The following is a 408-nucleotide window of genomic DNA, read 5'->3' as shown; positions in this document are numbered from 1 at the left end:
CGCCCGCCGGGTCGCGATCACCTCGTCCTCGTCGGACGGCGCTCCGGCGACCTCGAACCGCGCCGACACCAGCTGGTCGAGTAGGCGGAGCGCACCGAGCCGGACGTCTGGCGGAGCCACCTGGACCGCCTGGCGCGCGATCGCCGTGGCTTCGTCCAGATCGGCCGGTGCGTGGCCGCGGTCGAAGCGGACCAGCAGGTCCGTGGTGAGCCCGGTCAGATCGCGGAACCGCCCGCCGCCCCGGACGGCGACGAGCCGCCGTCCGGCCGCGATGGCCTCGTCCAGGTCCGGCGCGGCGCCGGACCGCTCGAACCGGCTGCGGAGGGCGTCGGCGAGCGTGGTCAGGAACTTGCTCTCCTGGGGCTGGCCGGCCCCGTCCCGGACGGCGAGGCGCGCCGCGGCCACGGC

The 408-nt window shown here is 77.2% G+C and carries 1 protein-coding gene; it reads right to left on the bottom strand.

Annotated elements, in window-relative coordinates; translation table 11 throughout:
* Positions 1–408, bottom strand: a 408-nt coding sequence (locus G3I65_RS22080) for a hypothetical protein (protein ID WP_203612461.1), incomplete at both ends; no start/stop codon positions are given.

Source organism: Amycolatopsis sp. SID8362, from assembly GCF_010550475.1.
Lineage (GTDB): Bacteria > Actinomycetota > Actinomycetes > Mycobacteriales > Pseudonocardiaceae > Amycolatopsis > Amycolatopsis eburnea.
Note: the sequence above shows the minus strand (reverse complement) of the source record. Positions and strands in the feature narration are given on the sequence as shown.